An 18,196-nucleotide genomic window follows, 5' to 3' on the forward strand; every position below is an offset into this window, starting at 1 on the left:
CCCGCCGAGCGGGAGGGGCGCCGGTCGGACGCGCAGGGTCGGGAGGTGCCGGTCAGACCGCGTGCGGGCCCTTGAAGTACTCGAAGGTCCACCCCACGAGGGCGACGACACCGAACGCGGCGCCGATGATGAACAGCCACCAGCCGACGGCCAGGCCCAGGAAGACGACGGCACCGGCAGCGGCCAGCGGCAGGGGCCACCAGGAGTGCGGGCTGAAGAAGCCGTACTCGCCCTCCTGCTCGGCGATCTCGCCGCTGGGGTTGTCCTCGGGGCGCTCCGGCAGTCGCCGGGCGGTCGCCCAGAGGTAGAAGGCGATCATCAGGCCCAGACCGGAGGACAGGAACAGCCCGGCGGGACCGACCGGCTCCTTCCAGTGGGTGAAGATGCCGTACGCCAGGCCCACGGGGGCGAAGAACGCGGCCAGGATGACGAAGAGCTTGTACTCGATCTTCATGGTCAGTCGCGCTCCTCGTGGAACCGGGGGTGCTTGTCGTGGTCCAGCGAACCGGTGGCGTGGGCGTGTTCGCCCACCCCGACCTCGGCCGGCCCGATGATCCGCGTCAGGGTGTCGGGGTCGGCCTGCAGCCCACCGGCGGGAGCCGCCTCGGGGTGGTGCAGGTCGAACGCCGGACGCTCCGAGCGGATGCGCGGGAGGGTGTCGAAGTTGTGGCGCGGCGGCGGGCAGGAGGTCGCCCACTCGAGCGAGGCGCCATACCCCCACGGGTCGTCGGTCTCGACGAGCGGCGCGGTGCGCCACGTCTTCCACACGTTGTAGAGGAACGGCAGCGTCGAGGCCGCCAGCAGGAAGGCGCCGAAGGTCGAGATCTGGTTCTGGACGGTGAACCCGTCCTCGGGCAGGTAGTCGGCGTAACGACGGGGCATGCCGTCGATGCCGAGCACGTGCTGGATGAGGAAGGTCGTGTGGAAGCCGATGAAGAGCATCCAGAAGTGGATCTTGCCGAGCGTCTCGTCGAGCATGCGCCCGGTGAACTTCGGCCACCAGAAGTAGAACCCGGCGAACATCGCGAACACGACCGTGCCGAAGACGACGTAGTGGAAGTGCGCGACGACGAAGTAGCTGTCGGAGAGGTGGAAGTCCAGGGCGGGGCTGGACAGGATGATGCCCGTCAAGCCACCGAACAGGAACGTCACGAGGAAGCCGATCGACCAGAGCATCGGCGTCTCGAAGGACAGCTTGCCGCCCCACATCGTGCCGATCCAGTTGAAGAACTTCACGCCCGTGGGCACGGCGATGAGCATCGTCATCACCGCGAAGAACGGCAGGAGCACCTGGCCCGTGGCGTACATGTGGTGGGCCCAGACCGTCACGGACAGCGCCGCGATGCCGATCGTCGCGAAGACCAGGGTCTTGTAGCCGAAGATCGGCTTGCGCGAGAAGACCGGCAGGATCTCGGAGATGATGCCGAAGAACGGCAGCGCGATGATGTAGACCTCTGGGTGCCCGAAGAACCAGAACAGGTGCTGCCACAGCATCGGACCACCGTTCCCGGGGTCGAACACGTGGGCACCGAACTTGCGGTCGGCACCGAGCGCGAGCAGCGCGGAGGCGAGCACCGGGAAGGCCATCAGCACGAGCAGCGACGTGATGAGGATGGTCCAGGTGAAGATGGGCATCCGGAACATCGTCATGCCGGGCGCGCGCATGCAGATGATGGTGGTGATGAAGTTGACGGCACCCAGGATCGTGCCGAAACCACCGAGCGCGAGGCCGAAGACCCACAGGTCGCCACCGAGGCCGGGGCTGTTGGAGGCGTCGGACAGCGGGGCGTAGGCGAACCAGCCGAACGACGCCGCACCCGACGGGGTGAGGAAACCGGCCGAGGCGATGAGGCCACCGAACAGGTAGAGCCAGTAGGCGAACATGTTCAACCGCGGGAACGCGACGTCGGGCGCGCCGATCTGGATCGGCATGAGCGCGTTGGCGAACCCGGCGAACAGCGGCGTCGCGAACAGCAGCAGCATGATCGTGCCGTGCATCGTGAACAGCTGGTTGAACTGGTCGGGGTTGTCGACGACCTGCAGGCCCGGCTGGAACAGCTCGGCGCGGATGAGCAGTGCCAGCACCCCACCGAACATGAAGAAGATGAACGACGTGATGAAGTAGAGGTTGCCGATGACCTTGTGGTCGGTCGTCGTCATCCACTTCACGACGGTCTGGCCCTTGGTGAGCCGACGCGTCGCAGTGGCCTCCGTCGAACGGAAGTACGTCCCCGTCGACTCGGTGGCGGCTGCCATCAGTTGCTCCCTGCACTAGGCACGAGGTTCTTGTCCTCGTTCATCAGCTTGTTGACGTTGAGGCTGTTGTCGAGCTGACCGGTGTTGCCCTGCGCCTTCAGCTCGGCGATGTGCGCCTGGTACTCGGCCGGCGTGACGACCTTGACGTTGAACAACATCTGCGAGTGGTAGGCGCCGCACAGCTCGGCGCACTTGCCCTTGAACGTGCCGACCTCGGTGGGCACGACCTGGAACTTGTTGACGCGGCCCGGGATCATGTCGAGCTTCTGGAGGAAGGCCGGCACCCAGAACGAGTGGATGACGTCGCGGGAGGTCAGCACGAACTCGGTGCGCTGGCCCACGGGGAGGTAGAGCGTCGGGAGGCTCTCCTCCGCGCCCGGCTCACCGGTGAGCTCGGCCTGCGTGCCGGTCTCGTAGGTCTGCTCCTTGACGTAGTTGAAGTCCCAGCTCCACTTCTTGCCCACGACGTTGACGACCACGTCGGCGGGCTTGGAGGTGTCGAGCAGCGCGGCCTCGTCACGGGCGGTGTAGTAGAAGAGCACCGCGATCATGAAGACGGGGACGACGGTGTAGAGGATCTCCATCGGCACGTTGTAGCGCAGCTGCACCGGGAGCTCGGTGTCGTCCTTCTTGCGCCGGTAGGCCACGACGCACCAGAGGATCAGACCCCAGGTGATGACGCCCACCGCGAGGGCCGCGATCCACGCGCCGTTCCACAGGGACGTGACGCGCTCACCGCCCTCGGTGACCGCGCGCGGCAGGAACCCGTCCTGGGCGCGACCGGCACACCCCGACAGGACGAGCGTGGTGATCGCCAGGCCTACGCCGGTGGCGGATCTCCTGCTAACAGACCGCTGCCGGTGAGGGCGCGGCGCAGAGACGTCGAGCTGACGCAACGGTGCACCTTCTTCGAAACAGTGATGGGCCATCAAGCGCAAACCCTACTCCAGCCCGGACAGCTGTTCCGGTCAGGGGGCGGCTAACGTCGAGGTGTGGCGAACCCCTCCCCCGAGGCCCCTCCCGGGGCTCCCGACGAGCCCGGCGCCGGCCCCCGTCGCCGGGTCGTGCTCGACGCCGCCCCCGGCCCGCTCCACCCGGTCGCGGCCCGGACGCTGGCCGCCGCCGTCGACGCCGGGTGGGCCGACCCGAGGCGGCTGCACGCCGAGGGCAGGACGGCGCGCCGGCTGCTCGACGACGCCCGGGCCGTCCTCGCCGAGGGCCTCGGTGTGCGCCCGGAGGAGGTCACCTTCGCCCCTGACGGCCCCACCGCGGTGCGGTGGATGGCCCAGGGCCTGTCGTATGCCGCGCGCCGCCGTGGCGCCCGCGTCGTCACCTCCGCGGTCGAGCACTCGGCCGTGCTCCTGCCGGCCCGCCACGACGCCGCGCAGGCCGGCGACCGGACCCTGGCCCGCGTCGTCCCCGTTGACCGGCTCGGCCGGGTGGACCTCGACGCCTGGGCCCGCGAGGTGGCAGTGCCCGGCACCGTCTCGGCCCTGCTGCAGCACGCCAACGGCGAGGTCGGCACGCTGCAGCCCCTCGGCCCGGCGCACGAGGCCTGTCGTGCGGCGGGGGTGCCGCTCGGCGTCGACGCCCAGGCGTCCCTGGGGCGCGTGGCTCCACCACGGGCCTTCGACGTGCTCGCCGCCGACGCGACGTCGTGGGGCGGCCCGGGTGGCCTCGGTGTCCTGGTCGTGCCCGACCGCACCCGCTGGCTCCTGCCCGGACCCGCCGACCCGGATGCGGCCCTGCACGGCCCGAGCCGCCACCTCCCGTGGGTCCCCCTGGCCCTGGCCGCCGCCGAGGCCTGGCAGCAGACCGCGGCCACCCGGGACTCGGACGCCGCGGAGGCCTTCGCCCTCGTCGACGAGCTGAGGGCCGTCGCTGCGGGCGTCACCGACGTCGAGGTCGTCGGCGACCCGGTCGACCGGCTGCCCCACGTGCTCACGTTCTCCGCGCTGTACGCGGACGGCGAGGCCCTCGTCCGCGAGTTCGACCGGCACGGCTTCGCCGTCGGCTCCGGGTCGGCCTGCACCTCGAGCACCCTCGAGCCGAGCCACGTGCTCGCGGCGATGGGCGTGCTGACCCACGGCAACACGCGGATCACCCTTCCCCTCGCGGCCGTCGCCTCCGACCGCGAGCGCGACGTCCGCGCCTTCGCGTCCCGCATCGCCCCGGTGGTCGCCGCCGTCCGCGCCGAGCTGGGGGCCACCCACCTGTGAGGGCCGCCGTCGTCGTGGACGCGCGCGGGCTGCGCTGCCCGCTGCCCGTGATCCGGCTGGCCCAGCACGTCCGCGACCTCGAGCCCGGCACGGTCGTCGAGGTGTGGGCGACCGACCCGGCAGCCGCCGCGGACGTCCCGGCGTGGTGCCGGATGCGCGGCCAGGAGTACCTCGGCAGCCGCGAGGTGGCCGAGGGCGATGACGGCCGCGAGGACGGTCCCCGGGGCGACCACACGGCATACGTGGTGCGGGTGGTCGCACCGGGCTGAGGTGCCCTAGGCGCCGAAGGTGGGGGGCTGCAGCTCCATCGCACGTCCGAGGCGTTCCAGGTAGTCGCGCCGGGACACCGTGACGACCCCCAGGGTGCTGAGGTGGTCGGTGGACCACTGCACGTCGATGATCCGCCGGTCGTCGCCGTCGGCGAAGACGTACCCGGCCATGGCGAGGACAGCGGCCTTGGAGGCGTCGGTGACGCGGTGGAACATCGACTCCCCCGCGAACAGCCCGCCGACCGCGATCCCGTAGAGACCCCCGACGAGCTCGCCGTCGCGCCAGGTCTCGATGCTGTGGGCCCAGCCGAGGGCGTGCAGCTCGGTGTACGCGTCGACGATCTCCGGGGTGATCCACCGCCCCTCACGGCTGGGGTCGGCGCAGGCCGCCACCACCTCGCCGAACGCCGTGTCCACCCGCATCTCGAACTGCCGCAACGACTTCCGCAGCGAACGGCTCGCGTGCACCCCACCGGGGAGCAGCACCCCCCGCGGATCCGGCGACCACCAGCCCATCGGCCGGTCGCCGTGCTCCCCCAACCCCATGGGGAACAGCCCGCTGCGGTAGGCCTCGAGCAGGGTGCCGGCGCGCAGGTCTCCCCCGACGGCGACGAGGTCCTCGCCGTCGTCGACCTCCGTGAGGTCGAACTCCCAGGGTGTCGGGAGCGGTTCGATGGGTTCGCTCACGGGCTAGGGGGCGATGCAGGCGATGTGCGGCTCGATGGCGTCGGCGGACTCCTGGCCGTAGGCGTCGGCGAGGCGCTGCAGGAAGCTGCGCTTGCCGAGGGTGTACTCCTGCGTGCCGATCGTCTCGATGACATAGGTGGCCAGCATCGACCCGAGCTCGGCGGCGTGCCGCAGCCCGAGGTCGACGGCCAGGCCGGTGAGGAACCCGGCGCGGAAGGCGTCGCCGACGCCGGTCGGGTCCGCACGCCGCACCTCGCGGGCGACGTGGACCTCGATCGGCTCCTCACCGCGGCGCTCGATGGTCACCCCGTCCTTGCCCTTGGTGATGACGCGCGTCGTGACGCGGTCGGCGATCTCCTCGGGGCTCCAGCCGGTCTTCTGCGAGGTGAGGGCGGCCTCGTACTCGTTCGTCAACAGGTAGTCCGCGCCGTCGATGAGCTGGCGGATCGTGTCGCCGTCGGCGAACGCCAGCTGCTGGCTGGGGTCGGCGGCGAACGGTATGCCGCGGGAGCGGCACTCGCGGGTGTGGCGCAGCATCGCCTCCGGGTCGTTCGCCCCGACCACGACGAGGTCGAGGCCGCCCACCCGGTCGGCGATCGGGCCGAGCTCGATCGCCCGGGCCTCGCTCATCGCCCCGGCGTAGAACGTCGCGATCTGGGCCATGTCCTCGTCGGTGGTGCAGACGAAGCGGGCCGTGTGCTTGGAGTCCGAGACGTGCACCGAGGCGCAGTCGACGCCGTGCCGCTCGAGCCAGCTGCGGTAGTCGGCGAAGTCCTCGCCCACGGCGCCGACGAGGATCGGCCGCTGACCCAGGCCCGCCATGCCGAAGGCGATGTTGGCGGCGACCCCTCCGCGTCGGACCTCGAGGTCGTCGGCGAGGAACGACAGCGAGACCTTGTCGAGCTGCTCGACGACGAGGGAGTCGCGGAACCTGCCCTTGAAGGTCATGAGGTGGTCGGTGGCGATGGACCCGGTGATGGCTATCTGCACAATCGGGAAACCTACCCGGTCACCACCACCCCGGCACCCATTGCCCCACCCGGCCCCGGCGGAGGAGCATGCCTGCCATGACCGACCTCCAGCACGACTTCACGGGCCTGCGCGCGGTGTTCGTCAACTGCACCCTCAAGCGCTCCCCCGAGCAGAGCCACACGCAGGGCCTCGTCGACGCGAGCGCGGCGATCATGAGCCGGCACGGGGTCGAGGTGCAGCTCATTAGAGCCGTCGACCACGACATCGCGACCGGCGTCTACCTCGACATGACCGAGCACGGCTGGGACCGCGACGAGTGGCCGCTGCTGTTCTCCCGGATCGTCGAGGCCGACATCCTCGTCGTCGCCGGCCCGATCTGGCTCGGCGACAACTCGTCCGTGACCAAGCGTGTCATCGAGCGGTTGTACGCCGGGTCCTCGATGACCAACGCCATGGGCCAGTACGTCTACTACGGGAAGGTCGGCGGCGCGATCATCACCGGCAACGAGGACGGCATCAAGCACTGTGCGTCGAACATCCTCTACAGCCTGCAGCACATCGGGTACTCGATCCCGCCGGGGGCCGACGCCGGGTGGATCGGCGAGGCCGGGCCCGGACCGTCGTACCTCGACCCCGGCAGCGGCGGCCCCGACAACGAGTTCACGAAGCGGAACACGACGTTCATGACCTGGAACCTCATGCACCTCGCCGCGATGTTCAAGGCTGCCGGCGGCTTCCCCGTGGGCGGCAACCAGCGCACCGAGTGGGACGCGGGCGCACGGTTCGACTACGAGGAGCACCCCAACCCCGAGTACCGCTGACGACGAACGGGCCCCCACCGGTGGCGGGGGCCCGTTCGGTCGCGCGGCAGGTGCCGCGGTGACTCAGCAGCCGATCAGCTGAAGGAGTCGCCGCAGGCGCAGGAGCTGCCGGCGTTGGGGTTGTCGATCGTGAAGCCCTGCTTCTCGATGGTGTCCGCGAAGTCGATGCTGGCGTTCTCGAGGTACGGAGCGCTCATGCGGTCGACGACGACCTCGACACCGTCGAAGTCACGGACGAGGTCACCGTCGAGGGTGCGCTCGTCGAAGTAGAGCTGGTAGATCAGGCCCGAGCAACCGCCGGGCTGGACGCCGACGCGCAGGCGCAGGTCGTCACGACCCTCCTGCTCGAGCAGCGACTTGACCTTGGCAGCGGCGACGTCGGAGAGGAGGACGCCGTGGGTCGTCTCGGCGGCCTCGGCAGGTGCCGTGGTGGTGGCCGGAGCGGTCTGGTCCTGAACACTCATCGTGGAACGTCCTTCATGTCGGTGGTCGGGGGTCGGCTGACCATCTCTGCCAACCCACGGTCTGCGGGATATGTTCCCACCCGCTGCTCACCACTGTACGTCGTGGTCACCGCTGGGGGGACCAGGTGGCCGCCACCCGGGCAGCGCGCGCCGCGAGGGTCCCGACGGGGTCGGCCATCGCGGCCTCCACCTCGCGCGCCGACTCGGCCACGGCATACGTCCCGGAGAGCCCCAGGGTCATCGCCTCCCGGCGCCCCACCAGGGTCTGGCCGGCGATGACGACGCTCGGCGTGGCCGTCTCCAGGGCCAGCTCGGCGACCCCGGCGACGACCTTGCCCTGCAGGCTCTGCCAGTCGAAGCTGCCCTCCCCCGTGACCACGAGGTCGGCGGCCGCGAGGACGTCACGCAGCCCGACGGCCGTGAGCACCTCCGTGACGCCGCTGACCCGGCGTCCGCCCAGCAGGTAGAGGGCGTAGCCGAGCCCGCCCGCCGCACCGGCACCCGGCTGCTTGTCGAGCCGCAGCGGCTTCCCCGTGAGCAGGTCGGTGGTCTCGGGGAGGGTCCGGCGCACCACCTCGACGTACCGCCCCAGCGCACCCTCGAGGGCCTGGGCCAGCTCCGGCGACGCACCCTTCTGCGGGGCGAACACCGCCGAGGCACCCTGGAGCCCGAGCAGCGGGGACTCCACGTCGCTGGCGAGGACGAGCTCGACCCCGGCGAGCTTGCGACGCACGTCCTCGAGCCCGGTCAGGGCGTCGTCGGCGAGGTCCGCGAGCGCCATGCCCCCGCGCGCGAGCTCGGAGGGCCCACCCACGCCGAGGGCCGCGAGCAGGCCCGCTCCCCCGTCGTTGGTGCCGCTGCCCCCGAGGCCGACGACGACGCGGGTCGCCCCTGCGGCCAGGGCCGCGTCGAGCAGCTGCCCGACCCCCCACGTGCTCGTCACGGCGGGGTTGCGTTCGTCGGCGGCGAGCAGGTGCAGGCCCGCAGCCTGCGCCGACTCGAGGTATGCCGTCGGGCCGGGTTCGCCGTCGACGAGCAGGATCGCGGCGGGTACCTCGCGGCCCAACGGGTCGGCGACGGTGACGGCCAGGGTGCGGGCCTCGGGGATGGCCGCGGCGAGGACGTCGAGGAACCCCGGGCCGCCGTCGGACAAGGGCATGAGCGTGAGCAGGTCGTGCGGTGCGGTCCGTCGCCACCCCGCAGCCATCGCCTCGGCGGCCTGCTGGGCCGTGAGGGTGCCGGTGAAGCAGTCCGGGGCGATGACGACGTGCACACGGGCATTGTGGCAGCGATGCCGACGGCCACGCCCCGGGCGTCGGTTCCCAGCAGGACCTCGGGCTCCACGTCTCGTTCTGCACCGCCACCCCCAGGCAGTCGTCGCCCGGTCACCGGGAGAAGTGCTGACCAGCCCCACGACCGGCAGCGGAGCCCATCTGCGCAGGTCAGGAGCTCGTCGGCGCCCCTAAAAGCAGGGTAGCCGGCCGGAAAGGCGCTGATCGGACGGCACGGCGGTCCCCAGGACACGCCAAATAGGAGGACACTGGACTGATGCGCCCCCGACAGCCCGCCAAGAAGCCCGTCCTGAAGAACAGCCCTTTCCAGGCGAAGCCGGCACCCGAGCTGCACGACTTCGCGGTCGACGACCGGGTCACCCACGACCGGCACGGCCTGGGTTCGGTCGTCCGGATCATCGGTGACCGCATGGAGGTCCGTTTCGGTGCCAGCACCGTGAGCGTGGCCCTCAACAGCACCAAGATCCACCCCCTCTAGGCCAGACCCGGCCTCAGGGCACGAGCGAGGCGCCCAGGAGGCGACTCGCCGCTGCCCCGTCCCCCTCGACCTCGAGCACCCCCGCGTCGGCGCGGTGCCAGAGCGAGAGGTACAGGTGGGTCGCCGGTCCACGGACGAGCGCGACCGCATCGCCGCCGACCCCCGGGCGCACCACGGGGACGCCGTCGACCAACCGCAACGTCCACGAGGCGTCGACATCGCTGCAGGCGAGGGCGACCGGGTGCGGTGCCGGCACGACGACCTCCGGTGGCTCGTCCGCCCGGCGCACCAGCACCCTGGGAACGAACACCTCGAGCACCTCGTCCACGCCGTCGGCGGCCTCGGTGGCCGACAAGCCCGCCACGGCCTCCACGCGCCCTGACAGGTCCAGCGCCCCTGCAGCGACGAGGGCGTCGACGTGGTGGACGGTGGTCTCGTGCAGCTGGCGGCGCCGCCAGAACCGCACCGTCCCGTGGTGCGGGACGGCGGAGAAGCTCCACGCCGCTTCGTCGGGGTCCCGTCCGGCCAGCGTCTGCACGAGGAGGGCGGCGCTGTCGGCGTACCAGTCGCCGAGCGCCCGGTCACGGTCCCTCCTGGGGTAGGGGTCCGGCGACGCTCCGGTGCGGACCGCCGCCTCCGCCCAGAGGTGCACCCGGCCCAGGTGGTCGACGAGGCTGGTGACGTCCCAGCCCGGGCAGGTCGGCACGGGCGCAGCGGCATCGAGCCCGGCCACCGTCCCGGCCATCGCGGTGGTGGCCCCGCGCAGCGCGGCCAGGGTCGCGGTGTCGTCCATGCGCCGAGCGTACGGGCCCCCACGGTCCGCTCAGGGCGAGAAGCCGGGCACGCTGCGTCCGAGCCAGCTCAGGGCCGTCGGGAGCTCCCCCGCCCAGAGCTGCTCGCGGTGCCCGCCGGTCTTCAGCAGGTCGGTCGTCACCGACAGCGGCGCCCTGACCGACTTGAGGAACGCCGCCGTCGGCGGGTAGGCGTAGCCGTCCTTCTTGCTGGCCTGCACCCACATCGCCAGAGGGGGCGGGTCGCGGCGCACGACCGCGGCCAGCTGGTAGCGGCCCGGGACCCTCGACCCGAACGGTCGGTAGCCACGGCTGAACTCCGGGGTGAACGAACCGCTGAAGACGATGTCACCCCCGAAGACCGCGGGGTGGCGCAGCCCCAGCATCGCGGCGCACCAGCCGCCCTCCGAGTACCCGGCCACGGCCCACGACGACCTGTCGGTCCGGACCCTGAAGTGGTCCACCACGAACTGCGGCACGTCCTGGGCGAGCCAGGTCTCCACCTGCGACGTGCCCGCCGGACCGTCGACGCACTCCGAGTCCACGGCATACGGCAGGTTGATCTGCGGGAGCACGACGACGGCGTCCTTGATCGAGTGGTCGGCGACGGCCCGGTCCAACGCTCCCTCCACGCCCATCCCGGTGAGCCAGGAGTCGGTGGTGCCGGGGTAGCCGTGCAGGGCCTCGAGGACGGGGTAGCTCGTGGCCGTCGCGGTCGAGTAGCCCGCGGGGAGGAGGACGTCGACCTGGCCACGCACCCCGCTCCGCGCGCCGGTCACGGTGTAGTGCTGGACCCGTTCCCCGGGGCTCGGCAGGGCGGGGAGGCTCGTGGCGGGGCGCAGCCCGGACGGCAGCCGGGTGGAGGCGGCGGACCGGGCGGTGGCCCCGTGGTGCGTCACCGTGGTCGCCGCCTGCGCACCGGCGAGGTCGGACCAGCTGACGTAGAAGTCGAAGTGGTCGTTCAGCTCGGCGCCGACGAGGGCGACGACGAGCACGTTGAGCACGAGGAGGCCGGCGGCGCGGGCACCGGTGGCGGCCCAGGGCCGCCTGACCCGGGGACGGCCGGACGCCAGCAGGGCGAAGACCGCGGCCGCAGCCAGCGCGAGGACGACGGGCAGCGTCGTCGACGTCAGGGACACGGCGGACTCCCCGACGCGCGGCGCGTGCACGGCCCACCCATGGGGGCAGCCTGCGCCGGACGCCTGACAGGAGGCTGGGGGTCAGGTGTGAGTCGGCTGCACGTCGGCCCACGGCATACGATCTGGGCGTGAGCACCTCGACGGACGCCTCCCCCACCACGCCACTGCCCCTGCTGGTCCTCGGTCGTGGCCGGGACCTGCACAGCGAGCGCGGGGTGGAGTGCCCGGGCGACCTGCCGGCCGCGTCCGACCCCGGCCTGGTCGAGCGCGCTCGAGCGGCGAAGGAGGCGCTGGGCGACCGGGTCTTCGTCCTCGGCCACCACTACCAGCGTGACGAGGTCATCGAGTTCGCGGACGTCACCGGCGACTCGTTCAAGCTCGCCAAGGACGCGGCGGCGCGACCGGACGCCCCCTACATCGTCTTCTGCGGTGTGCACTTCATGGCGGAGTCGGCCGACATCCTCACCAGTGACCAGCAGACGGTGATCCTGCCCGACCTCGCGGCCGGCTGCTCGATGGCGGACATGGCTGCGATCCGGCAGGTCGAGGACGCCTGGGAGGACCTCGTCGAGGCCGGCGTCGCCGACCGGACCGTGCCGGTGACGTACATGAACTCGTCCGCGGCGATCAAGGCCTTCACCGGTCGCCACGGCGGCACGATCTGCACGTCCTCCAACGCGAGGACCGCCCTGGAGTGGGCCCTGGCGGAGAAGGGCGAGGGGGGCAAGGTGCTCTTCCTGCCGGACCAGCACCTGGGGCGCAACACCTTCGTGCGCGACCTCGGGGGCTCCCTCGACGGCTGCGTGGTGTTCGACCCGCACCGGCCGATGGGCGGCCTGACCCGCCAGGAGCTGCAGGACGCCACCATGATCCTGTGGCGCGGGCACTGCTCCGTGCACGGCCGGTTCAGCCTCGAGGCCGTCGAGCAGGCTCGTCGCGACATCCCGGGCGTCAAGGTCATCGTCCATCCCGAGTGCCGCCACGAGGTCGTCGAGGCAGCCGACGAGGTGGGCTCCACGGAGAAGATCATCAAGACCATCGCGGCCGCCCCCGACGGGACCTCGTGGGTGGTCGGCACCGAGCTCAACCTCGTGCGCCGGCTCGCGACGATGTTCCCGAAGCAGCAGATCGCGTTCCTCGAGAAGAACGTCTGCTACTGCTCGACGATGAACCGGATCGACCTGCCCCACCTCGTCTGGACGCTCGAGTCGCTCGTCGAGGGTCGGGTCGTCAACCCGATCCGCGTGGACCCCGACGTCGCGCACCACGCCCGCATCGCCCTCGACCAGATGCTCGCGCTGCCCGGGGAGACCCACAAGGACTAGTCCCGGTCCGCACGTGGACTAGTCCTCGTGCGGGAGGCGACCTCGTTCACAGATCAACACACTGGGTGACTTGCAGGGATTCCTACCGCAGGGAGTCACCGTATGACCACCACCAGCAGCATCGGACGATACCGCCGCCGGGTCCTCGTGACCTGGGCGGCCAGCGCAGCCCTGGCCGCCGGGACTGTCGGCGCGACCGCCGGACCCGCAGGCGCGCACGAAGACCACCACGGCGCCAAGGGCCCGTCGAGGGTCGCCTCCGGGTTGGACAACCCACGCCAGCTCACCGTCACCGGCCGCGGTGACGTCTACGTCGCAGAGGCGGGCCGCGGGGGCGCCGGACCGTGCATCGCCGGGCCGGAGGGTCAGGCGTGCCTGGGCACGTCCGGAGCCGTCACCAAGATCGGCAAGCGCGGCCACCAGACCCGCGTGGTCACGGGGCTGCCGTCACTGGCCGCACCGGACGGCACGAGTGCCATCGGCCCGTCCGACGTCGTGGCGCTCGGCGGGCGACGGCTCGCCGTGCTCGTCGGCCTCGGCGCACCTCCCGCGGCCCGCGACGGACTGCCCGACTCGGCGGCCCGCCTGGGCACCCTCCAGCTGGCCCGCGAGGGCTCCGGGTGGACGACCACGCTCGCCGACCTGGCCGCGCACGAGGCCACGGCCAACCCGATCCACGACCCCGACAGCAACCCGAGCTCGGTGGAGCGGTCGGGCTCCGGTTTCGTGGTGACCGATGCCGGCGGGAACGACCTGCTCACCGTCAAGCACGGGAAGGTCACCACGACAGCGGTCTTCCAGGACCAGCTCGCCGAGGCACCGCCGTTCCTCGGGCTGCCTCCCGGGACGATGATCCCGTCGCAGGCGGTACCCACCGCGGTCGTCCGTGGCCCTGACGGCGCCTGGTACGTCAGCCAGCTCACCGGCTTCCCGTTCCCCGTGGGCCACGCCAACATCTACCGCGTCGTCAAGGGCCAGGCCCCCACCGTGTGGGCCACCGGCCTGACCAACGTCACCAGCCTGGCCTTCGACCGCCACGGCCGGCTGTATGCCGTTCAGCTCGCCGACACCGGGCTGCTGGCCGTCGGTGACGCGCTGCCGTCGGGCTCGCTGCTGCAGGTCTCGCGGACCGGCGCGCACAAGGTCGTCGCCGACGACCTGCCCGCGCCCTACGGCCTGGCGATCCGTGACGGCTCGGCCTACGTCTCCACCTGCTCGGTCTGCCCGGGCGGCGGAGAGGTCTGGAGGTACCGGCTGTAGGACCACCGGCGTCGCGCGGGAGGGGCGTGACGCCGGCACAGAGCACAGGGGGCGCCCCGGTCCGACTCATCCCGGACCGGAGACCACCACAGGGGGGCATGGTCCCCGTCACGGAGTCGCAGGGGCGACACCGTGACGGGGACCAGCATCGTGCGCTGGTCCCCGTCAGGCGATGTGGTGCCGTGCCGTGAGGTCAGCGACCCCGGCGCGCGCCGGGCCTACTGCCCGCGGAGAAGCCTGCCGCTCCACCGGTGGACGTCGAGTAGGTCGGGGTCGACCCACCGGCCGGGCGACCGCCGGAGCGCTGCCCGCCGGACCGCTGGCCACCTGCCGAGCCCTGGCCACCGGAGCGACTACTGCCCGAACGCGGGCCGCCGGTCGAGTCCGCGGCACCGGCCGGACGACCACCGCGGCGGCCACCACCGGACCGGGCGCCGTCCCCGGAGCGCGCGCCCTCACCGGTGCGCGGGCCGCCGGAGCGGGCCCCGGCCGAACGGGCGCCGCCACCGGAGCGGCCGGAGCCGCCACGACGGGACTGTCCCCCGCCGGACCCGCCCGAGGGCTGGGTCGGGGTGGTGAGGACGAGCGGGCCGGTCGTGACGCGCTCGCCCGGGGCGACCTCGAGGAGCATGGGGTGACCGAGGCCAAGCCTCGTGGTCTTGGCGCGGATCCCGGCCTTGTTCGTGAGGACGCGCACGTCGGCGACCTGGTCGTCGGTCATGAGCGTGATGACGGTGCCGTCGGCGCCGGCGCGGGCGGTGCGGCCCGAGCGGTGCAGGTAGGCCTTGTGCTCGACCGGCGGATCCGCGTGGATGACGAGCGCGACGTCGTCGACGTGGATGCCGCGGGCCGCGATGTCGGTGGCCACCAGCGTGGAGGCCTTGCCCTCGTGGAAGGCCGCCATGTTGCGGTCACGCGCGCCCTGGCCGAGGTTGCCGTGCAGCTCCACCGCCGGGACGCCGGAGGCGTTGAGCTGCTTGGCCAGCTTCTTGGCACCGTGCTTGGTACGGGTGAAGACGACCTTGCGGCCCGGGGCCGAGGTCAGGTCGAGGAGCACCTCGAGGCGGGCGTCGCGGTGCACGTGGAAAATGTGGTGGGCCATGGTCGAGATCGGCGACTGCGCCGAATCAGCCTGGTGCGTCACGGGATTGGACAGGTAGCGCTTGACGATGACGTCGATGCCGGCGTCCAGCGTCGCCGAGAACAGCAGCTTCTGGCCGTTCCGGGGCGTCTTGTCGAGGATGCGCTTCACACCGGGAAGGAAGCCGAGGTCGGCCATGTGGTCGGCCTCGTCGAGGATGGTGACCTCGATGCCGTCGAGGGTGAGGGCGCCCTGCTGGAGCAGGTCCTCGAGGCGTCCGGGGCAGGCGAGCACGACGTCGACGCCCTTGCGGAGCGCGGACACCTGAGGGTTCTGGCCGACGCCACCGAAGATGGTGACCGAGGAGATGCCGAGCGGCTCGGCGAGCGGGGCCATGGCGGCCTGGATCTGGGTGACGAGCTCACGCGTCGGGGCCAGGATCAGCGCACGAGGCCGGCGCGACTGGCGCGGGGCGTTCGACGCGGACAACCGGGCCAGCATCGGCAGCAGGAACGCGTAGGTCTTGCCGGACCCGGTGCGGCCGCGGCCCAGCACGTCGCGACCGGCGAGCGAGTCGGGCAGGGTCGCGGTCTGGATGGGGGTCGGGACGGTGATGTCGCGAGCCGCGAGGACGGAAGCCAGGGCGTCGGGGACGCCGAGGCTCGGGAAGGTGGTGTCGACAGACACAGGGGTACTCCAGAGCAGTCAAAGGGGTGTTCCGCCCGGCGCGAAACCGACATGGGTTCGCAGCGCAAGAGCTTGATCACGTGCCACGGCCCGAGGCAGAACTGTGCGGGCCGGTGGCACCACCCTATCGGTTCGCGGCTGCCTCCCCTGACAGCCGACCCCGGGTGCCGCGTCCGCACCACCCGGGGGACGTCCCCTCAGGCGCCCGGGATCTCCTCGACCCGCAGGGTGAAGTCGCGGGCGCGCAGGCGGTTGACCAGCGCGTCCCCCATGGCCGTGGCGGGGGTGAGCACCCCGGCCGCCGGCGGCAGACGGTCGCCGTCCAGGGCCAGGCACAGGGCGGCCTCCCCGAGCATGACCGTCGTCGCGGCATACCCCGGGTCTCCCTGGGCGGTCACGGTGGCGAGGTAGCGGCGACCGGTCTCGGTCGTGGTCCGCACCTTCATCGAGAACCAGCCGCTGCGACGGGCCTTCTCGCTGGGGCCCTCGCCCGGCGAGGGCGCGAGGCGGTCGAAGACGGGACGGGTCCGCGGGTCCGCCATCGCCTTCATCGCCAGACCCAGCCCGGCGGTGAAGACGTTCGCACGTTGCCTGGCGACGAACCCGTCGCCATAGGCGCTGAGCTCGCGGTAGCGGAAGCGACGACCGTAGGCGTGCTCACGAAGGGCGTTGCTGCGCCTCACGATCCGTGAGTTGAAGCTCGCCATGACAAAGGGCCCGACCCAGTCGCCGGTGTCGGCGTCACGGAAGACGGACATGGGGTCGCGCTGCTTGCCCAGGTCCGGCTCGGCCTTGCGGTCGGGGCTCAGGGAGTAGGGGTCGAACAGCGTCTTCACGGCCCGGCGGTCCGTCGCGACGGCCTCGAGCTGGGCCCGGGAGGAGTCCACGGTGCCACCGCTCACGCCACCCTTCGCCCGAGCGTGCAGCGTGGTGTCGAGCAGGCCTCCGGCAGCGTCGTGCCGCGCACGCTCGTGCAGCAGGTGGACGGCGAGGTCGGACGGCACGGAGTCGTAACCACAGGCGGTGACGATGCGCGCACCACTGGACCTGGCCACCGCGTCGCACTCGTCGATCGCCTTGCGCACGAACAGGATCTCGCCGGTCAGGTCCGCGTAGTGGGTACCCGCCCCGGCACAGGCGCGGGCCAGGGGCATGCCGTAGCGCAGGTAGGGACCCACGGTCGTGGCGACGACGGTGGTGGACTCCGCCAGGGCGCGCAGCGCGTCCTCGTCGGCGGCATCGGCCACGACCACCGGCCAGTCACGCGCAGCGGCGGGGAGCCCGCGACGGACCTCCTCGAGCCTGGCCCGCGAACGACCGGCGAGGGCCACCCTCGTCCCGCGGGGCGCGTGCTCGGCGAGGTAGGCGGCCAGCAGCCGCCCCACGAAGCCCGTGGCCCCGTAGACGACGACGTCGTGCTCCCGGACCCTCACGCCCGCCCCTCGGCAGCCACGGCCTCGCCGTCGCGGACCGGACCAGGAGGGGTCCCGTCGCCGAACGGGCTGCCGCCGAGCGCCTCACGACCGTGGTCCGTGAGCCAGCCCGACAGGTCGGGCCCTGCCGGCACGATGCCGGTGGGGTTGATGTCGTGGTGCACGACGTAGTAGTGCCGCTTGATCTGGGCGAAGTCGGTCGTGTCGCCGAACCCGGGCGTCTGGAAGAGGTCGCGCGCGTAGGCCCACAGGACCGGCATCTCGCTCAGCTTGGAGCGGTTGGTCTTGAAGTGCCCGTGGTAGACCGGGTCGAACCGCGCGAGCGTCGTGAACAGGCGCACGTCGGCCTCGGTGATCGTGTCGCCCATGAGGTAGCGACGGTCCGCGAGCCGGTTCTCCAGCCAGTCCAGGGCCGTGAACAACCGGTCGTACGCCTGGTCGTACGCCTCCTGGGTCCCGGCGAAGCCGCAGCGGTACACGCCGTTGTTGACCTCGGTGTAGACGCGCTTCATCACCTCGTCCATCTCCTCGCGCAGCGCCTCGGGGTAGAGGTCCGGGGCGCCGTCACGGTGGTGCTGGCGCCACTGCGTCGAGAAGTCGAGGGTCATCTGGGCGAAGTCGTTGGTGACGACCTTGCCGCTCTCGACCTCGACGATCGCCGGGACGGTGATGCCCCGCGGGTACCCGGGCTGGCGCGCCTCGTAGGCGTCCTTGAGCCGCGGGATGCCGAGGACCGGGTCGACACCGCCGGGGTCGAGGTCGAACGTCCAGCTGTCCTGGTCGTGGGTCGGCCCGCACAGCCCGAGCGAGAGGACGTCCTCCAGCCCCAGCAGCCGCCGGACGATGATCGTGCGGTTCGCCCAGGGACAGGCCCGGGCCGCGACGAGGCGGTACCGCCCCGGCTCGACGGGCCACTCCCCCTCACCGTCGCCGGTCGTGGTGATGCGGTCGTTGATGTAGCGGGTGTCGCGTTCGAACGACGGCTCGACGTAACCCTTGCTCTGCGCCATGCCCTGAACCTA

General features: G+C 71.8%; 18 protein-coding genes. 6 read left to right on the forward strand and 12 right to left on the reverse strand.

The features are described 5' to 3' along the window. Positions 1-52: 52 nt before the first annotated feature. Genes ASD62_RS04285 through coxB form a run of 3 tightly spaced genes read right to left on the reverse strand, consistent with a single transcriptional unit; the run spans position 53 to position 3,185 of the window. On the reverse strand, positions 53-454 hold the full coding sequence (locus ASD62_RS04285; protein ID WP_056914896.1) for a cytochrome c oxidase subunit 4: 402 nt from the start codon (positions 452-454) through the stop codon (positions 53-55). Between the two features lie 2 nt (positions 455-456). Then, entirely contained in the window at positions 457-2,256 is a 1,800-nt protein-coding gene (gene ctaD / locus ASD62_RS04290) for a cytochrome c oxidase subunit I (RefSeq protein ID WP_056914897.1), read from the reverse strand. After that, positions 2,256-3,185 carry a cytochrome c oxidase subunit II gene (gene coxB, locus ASD62_RS04295; protein ID WP_082552805.1) on the reverse strand — a complete coding sequence of 310 codons (930 nt, stop codon included), beginning with the start codon at positions 3,183-3,185 and terminating at the stop codon, positions 2,256-2,258. Before coxB ends, ctaD begins: the two co-directional genes overlap by 1 nt. Before the next feature lie 63 nt (positions 3,186-3,248). On the opposite strand from coxB, the gene ASD62_RS04300 reads away from it, so the two are divergent. After that, positions 3,249-4,475, forward strand: a complete 1,227-nt coding sequence (locus ASD62_RS04300; protein WP_082580567.1) for a cysteine desulfurase family protein — start codon at positions 3,249-3,251, stop codon at positions 4,473-4,475. Then, complete coding sequence (locus ASD62_RS04305) at positions 4,472-4,744, forward strand: sulfurtransferase TusA family protein (RefSeq protein WP_056914899.1); 273 nt, start codon at positions 4,472-4,474, stop codon at positions 4,742-4,744. Before ASD62_RS04300 ends, ASD62_RS04305 begins: the two co-directional genes overlap by 4 nt. 6 nt (positions 4,745-4,750) lie before the next feature. On the opposite strand, the gene aat is transcribed toward ASD62_RS04305, so the two are convergent. Together aat and ASD62_RS04315 are read right to left on the reverse strand one after the other, a co-directional pair. Beyond that, positions 4,751-5,431, reverse strand: a complete 681-nt coding sequence (gene aat, locus ASD62_RS04310; RefSeq protein WP_056914900.1) for a leucyl/phenylalanyl-tRNA--protein transferase — start codon at positions 5,429-5,431, stop codon at positions 4,751-4,753. 3 nt (positions 5,432-5,434) lie between these two features. Beyond that, positions 5,435-6,421: a carbohydrate kinase family protein gene (locus ASD62_RS04315; RefSeq protein WP_056914901.1), complete on the reverse strand. Its 987-nt coding sequence runs from the start codon at positions 6,419-6,421 to the stop codon at positions 5,435-5,437. 77 nt (positions 6,422-6,498) lie between these two features. On the opposite strand from ASD62_RS04315, the gene ASD62_RS04320 reads away from it, so the two are divergent. Then, positions 6,499-7,224 carry a flavodoxin family protein gene (locus ASD62_RS04320; RefSeq protein WP_157581326.1) on the forward strand — a complete coding sequence of 242 codons (726 nt, stop codon included), beginning with the start codon at positions 6,499-6,501 and terminating at the stop codon, positions 7,222-7,224. A gap of 74 nt (positions 7,225-7,298) precedes the next feature. Here the strand turns inward: ASD62_RS04320 and ASD62_RS04325 are convergent, their stop codons facing one another. After that, entirely contained in the window at positions 7,299-7,688 is a 390-nt protein-coding gene (locus ASD62_RS04325) for an iron-sulfur cluster assembly accessory protein (RefSeq protein WP_056914903.1), read from the reverse strand. A gap of 106 nt (positions 7,689-7,794) precedes the next feature. Next, positions 7,795-8,961, reverse strand: coding sequence for a glycerate kinase (locus ASD62_RS04330; protein ID WP_056914904.1), 1,167 nt, complete (start codon positions 8,959-8,961; stop codon positions 7,795-7,797). A gap of 275 nt (positions 8,962-9,236) precedes the next feature. On the opposite strand from ASD62_RS04330, the gene ASD62_RS04335 reads away from it, so the two are divergent. Continuing rightward, positions 9,237-9,458 (forward strand): hypothetical protein, encoded by a 222-nt coding sequence (locus tag ASD62_RS04335; RefSeq protein ID WP_056914905.1) that lies wholly within the window; start codon positions 9,237-9,239, stop codon positions 9,456-9,458. A 13-nt stretch (positions 9,459-9,471) separates the two neighbouring features. Here ASD62_RS04335 and ASD62_RS04340 read toward each other — a convergent pair whose 3' ends face one another. Together ASD62_RS04340 and ASD62_RS04345 are read right to left on the reverse strand one after the other, a co-directional pair. Next, entirely contained in the window at positions 9,472-10,251 is a 780-nt protein-coding gene (locus ASD62_RS04340) for a maleylpyruvate isomerase N-terminal domain-containing protein (RefSeq protein ID WP_056914906.1), read from the reverse strand. Between the two features lie 30 nt (positions 10,252-10,281). Beyond that, a complete protein-coding gene (locus tag ASD62_RS04345) occupies positions 10,282-11,418 on the reverse strand; it encodes an esterase family protein (RefSeq protein ID WP_082580568.1) in 1,137 nt (378 codons plus the stop codon). Positions 11,419-11,510: 92 nt separating this feature from the next. Between ASD62_RS04345 and nadA the strand changes: the two genes are divergently transcribed. Then, on the forward strand, positions 11,511-12,713 hold the full coding sequence (gene nadA, locus ASD62_RS04350; protein ID WP_369818810.1) for a quinolinate synthase NadA: 1,203 nt from the start codon (positions 11,511-11,513) through the stop codon (positions 12,711-12,713). 102 nt (positions 12,714-12,815) lie between these two features. Next, positions 12,816-13,973 (forward strand): ScyD/ScyE family protein, encoded by a 1,158-nt coding sequence (locus ASD62_RS04355; RefSeq protein WP_056914909.1) that lies wholly within the window; start codon positions 12,816-12,818, stop codon positions 13,971-13,973. A gap of 193 nt (positions 13,974-14,166) precedes the next feature. Here ASD62_RS04355 and ASD62_RS04360 read toward each other — a convergent pair whose 3' ends face one another. The 3 genes from ASD62_RS04360 to ASD62_RS04370 all read right to left on the reverse strand — a co-directional run bounded on the left by ASD62_RS04360 (position 14,167) and on the right by ASD62_RS04370 (position 18,184). After that, a complete protein-coding gene (locus tag ASD62_RS04360; protein WP_056914910.1) occupies positions 14,167-15,741 on the reverse strand; it encodes a DEAD/DEAH box helicase in 1,575 nt (524 codons plus the stop codon). A gap of 197 nt (positions 15,742-15,938) precedes the next feature. Beyond that, on the reverse strand, positions 15,939-17,174 hold the full coding sequence (locus ASD62_RS04365; protein WP_056914911.1) for a trans-acting enoyl reductase family protein: 1,236 nt from the start codon (positions 17,172-17,174) through the stop codon (positions 15,939-15,941). After that, a complete protein-coding gene (locus tag ASD62_RS04370; RefSeq protein WP_056914912.1) occupies positions 17,171-18,184 on the reverse strand; it encodes a glutathione S-transferase family protein in 1,014 nt (337 codons plus the stop codon). Before ASD62_RS04370 ends, ASD62_RS04365 begins: the two co-directional genes overlap by 4 nt. Between the last annotated feature and the right edge of the window lie 12 nt (positions 18,185-18,196).

It is taken from the genome of Phycicoccus sp. Root563 (assembly GCF_001427915.1).
Taxonomy (GTDB): Bacteria; Actinomycetota; Actinomycetes; order Actinomycetales; family Dermatophilaceae; genus Pedococcus.

Bases quoted from the DNA above. Each gene is read 5' to 3' on its own strand.
- ASD62_RS04285 (WP_056914896.1), bottom strand. From the start codon at position 454: ATGAAGATCGAGTACAAGCTCTTCGTCATCCTGGCCGCGTTCTTCGCC.
- ctaD (WP_056914897.1), bottom strand. From the start codon at position 2,256: ATGGCAGCCGCCACCGAGTCGACGGGGACGTACTTCCGTTCGACGGAG.
- coxB (WP_082552805.1), bottom strand. From the start codon at position 3,185: ATGGCCCATCACTGTTTCGAAGAAGGTGCACCGTTGCGTCAGCTCGAC.
- ASD62_RS04320 (WP_157581326.1), top strand. From the start codon at position 6,499: ATGACCGACCTCCAGCACGACTTCACGGGCCTGCGCGCGGTGTTCGTC.
- ASD62_RS04325 (WP_056914903.1), bottom strand. From the start codon at position 7,688: ATGAGTGTTCAGGACCAGACCGCTCCGGCCACCACCACGGCACCTGCC.
- ASD62_RS04335 (WP_056914905.1), top strand. From the start codon at position 9,237: ATGCGCCCCCGACAGCCCGCCAAGAAGCCCGTCCTGAAGAACAGCCCT.
- ASD62_RS04340 (WP_056914906.1), bottom strand. From the start codon at position 10,251: ATGGACGACACCGCGACCCTGGCCGCGCTGCGCGGGGCCACCACCGCG.
- ASD62_RS04355 (WP_056914909.1), top strand. From the start codon at position 12,816: ATGACCACCACCAGCAGCATCGGACGATACCGCCGCCGGGTCCTCGTG.
- ASD62_RS04370 (WP_056914912.1), bottom strand. From the start codon at position 18,184: ATGGCGCAGAGCAAGGGTTACGTCGAGCCGTCGTTCGAACGCGACACC.